Origin of the sequence: Providencia sp. PROV122, from assembly GCF_028482365.1 — a bacterium.
Classification (GTDB): domain Bacteria; phylum Pseudomonadota; class Gammaproteobacteria; order Enterobacterales; family Enterobacteriaceae; genus Providencia; species Providencia stuartii.
The window spans coordinates 1-2,985 of record NZ_JAMPQI010000070.1; the positions used below are offsets into that span (position 1 = coordinate 1).

The window sequence follows — 2,985 nt, forward strand, 5'->3', positions numbered from 1 at the left end:
TAAGTCAATATGACCTTGTTTTGCATAGTCAATTAAACGTCCCGTTGTGCCGATAAGAATATCAACACCATTTTGTAGCACCTTTAATTGCTCATCATAGCCATCACCGCCATAGGCTAGCCCCATTTTTAGACCCGTATACTCAGCAAGCTCTTTTGCATCTGAGTAGATTTGCACTGCCAGTTCACGGGTGGGTGCCATAATCAGCGCTCGGGGCTGATTGACTTTTTTACCCTCAATCGAAGGGTGAGTTAGTAAATAATGAAATGTAGACGTTAAAAATGCTAACGTTTTACCCGTTCCTGTTTGCGCTTGCCCCGCAACATCTTTGCCTTCGACAGTGAAAGGCAGGGTAGACGCCTGTATAGGCGTGCAAAAATTGAAGCCTTTTTTATTTAGGGCCTCAATGACTTTGGGGTGTAAGGCGAAGTCGGAAAACTTCTTTTCTGTCAAGTGTGCTTTACTCATAGTGTGGTAGAATATCAGTTAACGGTTGGTTTACGAAAGTGTATCTTTTGAAATAAAGCATACTGCTGCCAATTAATGTTACACTAAGACTGCAAAAATGATCCATTGGAGTACAACATGAGCGACAAAATTATTCATATAACTGATGCAAGCTTTGAGAGCGAAGTCTTAAACGCCTCGTCACCTGTTCTCGTCGATTTCTGGGCTGCATGGTGTGGTCCTTGTAAAATGATTGCGCCTATTCTTGATGAAGTTGTTGAAGAATATACAGGCAAACTGACCATCGCAAAACTGAATATTGATGATAACCCAGCTACTGCACCAAAATATGGTATCCCTACGCTCCTATTATTCAAAAATGGCAATGTCGTAGCAACAAAAGTGGGCATCTTCTCTAAAATTCAGTTAAAAGAATTTTTGGACGAAAATCTGTAAGTTATAGTTGTTGTTTAAGGTAAAACGTTTAGCGGTACATCTATTTTATAGGGCGCACCGCTAGACGTCCTCAATGAAGCATGGTAAGTTATCGGCAATCCCCATATTGCACCCGAAAGAATTACTTTATAATCCGTTGCTCTTATCATAAATATCTGGTTTGTCAGTTCAGTTGTGGTTCATATATTGTGATCTAGGGCTGATAATGTGTTGATTTCTGGAATTATCAATTTGAAAATTGAGTTGTCGCGCTAGCCGCATTCAATCATTTCATTCGTGGTAAATTGACAATATCAATTCAAGATAGATATGGATTAGCCGTATGAAGGCGTTCTAGTTAGGGATGGGTTTCAGGGCATGAGTTTTGCGTTTTAGTGCTTTGAAAGCTGTAAATTTGCGATATTGGGATAGATGTTGCCTTAAATGCACAAAAAACTATTGCTAATATTGTTTGTGTTTCTAATAATAAGCCGCACATCATTCCGATGAATCGCCGCGATATGTTAGCGCAGTCTTAGCAATAACAAGCGCAAGAATTTTTACGCGTTGTTGAGCCGTTGATGTTTGTAACTATCAACAGGGCGTTATAAAGTTAAACTGGCACTTATATAGCTTATATATAGTTGTCTTCAATTTACGTTCATAGTTCGAGAATTACCCCGAGTTAAAGAACCCACCATTATGAATCTTACCGAATTAAAAAATACGCCAGTATCAGAATTGATTACATTAGGCGAAAACATGGGGCTAGAAAACTTAGCCCGTATGAGAAAGCAGGATATTATCTTCTCGATTTTGAAGCAGCATGCTAAAAGCGGGGAGGATATCTTCGGCGATGGCGTTCTGGAAATATTGCAGGATGGATTTGGTTTCCTCCGTTCAGCAGACAGTTCCTACCTCGCAGGCCCCGATGATATCTACGTTTCTCCCAGCCAAATTCGCCGCTTCAACCTTCGCACAGGCGATACAATTTCAGGAAAAATCCGTCCTCCTAAAGAAGGTGAACGCTATTTTGCCCTATTGAAAGTTAATGAAGTTAACTTTGATAAACCTGAAAATGCCCGCAGCAAAATTCTCTTTGAAAACTTAACCCCATTACATGCTAACAATCGTCTTCGTATGGAGCGTGGAAACGGTTCTACAGAAGATTTAACCGCGCGTGTTTTGGATTTAGCTGCGCCTATCGGCCGTGGGCAACGTGGTTTGATCGTTGCTCCACCAAAAGCAGGTAAAACCATGTTGCTGCAAAATATCGCGGCTAACATTGCACATAACTACCCTGATTGTGTTTTGATGGTTCTGCTTATTGATGAGCGTCCAGAAGAAGTTACCGAAATGCAACGCCTAGTTAAAGGTGAAGTAATCGCTTCAACGTTTGATGAGCCAGCAGCACGTCACGTTCAAGTCGCCGAAATGGTGATTGAAAAAGCTAAACGCTTAGTTGAACATAAAAAAGACGTTATCATTTTACTTGATTCTATTACTCGTCTTGCGCGAGCGTATAACACTGTTGTTCCTTCATCAGGTAAAGTCTTAACAGGTGGTGTGGATGCGAATGCGTTACACCGTCCGAAGCGTTTCTTTGGTGCAGCACGTAACGTTGAAGAAGGTGGTAGTTTAACCATTATTGCAACAGCGCTCGTTGACACAGGCTCCAAAATGGACGAAGTGATTTACGAAGAGTTTAAAGGTACAGGTAACATGGAACTACACCTGTCTCGTAAGATCGCTGAAAAACGTGTTTTCCCTGCGATTGACTATAACCGTTCAGGTACACGTAAAGAAGAGCTGTTAACTTCACAAGATGAATTACAAAAAATGTGGATTTTACGTAAGATCATTCATCCTATGGGTGAGATCGATGCAATGGAATTCCTCATTAGTAAATTAGCAATGACGAAAACGAACGAAGAATTTTTCGATTTTATGAAAAGAGCATAATTGCTAACTTCCTAATTGTTAAATTTAAAAAGCGCTGTCAATTTTTGACAGCGCTTTTTTATTTTTTTTACTGATTTTTCTGATGAATATCGAAATTATTTCTTATTATATAGCTCTGTTATTTATTTGTTATGTAAATTA

The 2,985-nt window shown here is 39.8% G+C and carries 3 protein-coding genes; 2 read left to right on the top strand and 1 reads right to left on the bottom strand.

Annotated elements, in window-relative coordinates; translation table 11 throughout:
* Positions 1-468, bottom strand: a 468-nt coding sequence (locus tag PSE69_RS19710; RefSeq protein WP_272675343.1) for a DEAD/DEAH box helicase, incomplete at its 3' end; no start/stop codon positions are given.
* A gap of 117 nt (positions 469-585) precedes the next feature.
* Here PSE69_RS19710 and trxA point away from each other — a divergent pair.
* Together trxA and rho are read left to right on the top strand one after the other, a co-directional pair.
* A complete protein-coding gene (gene trxA / locus PSE69_RS19715) occupies positions 586-903 on the top strand; it encodes a thioredoxin TrxA (RefSeq protein ID WP_272675344.1) in 318 nt (105 codons plus the stop codon).
* 681 nt (positions 904-1,584) lie between these two features.
* Positions 1,585-2,844, top strand: a complete 1,260-nt coding sequence (rho, locus tag PSE69_RS19720) for a transcription termination factor Rho (protein WP_004915469.1) — start codon at positions 1,585-1,587, stop codon at positions 2,842-2,844.
* The last annotated feature ends 141 nt before the right edge of the window (positions 2,845-2,985 follow it).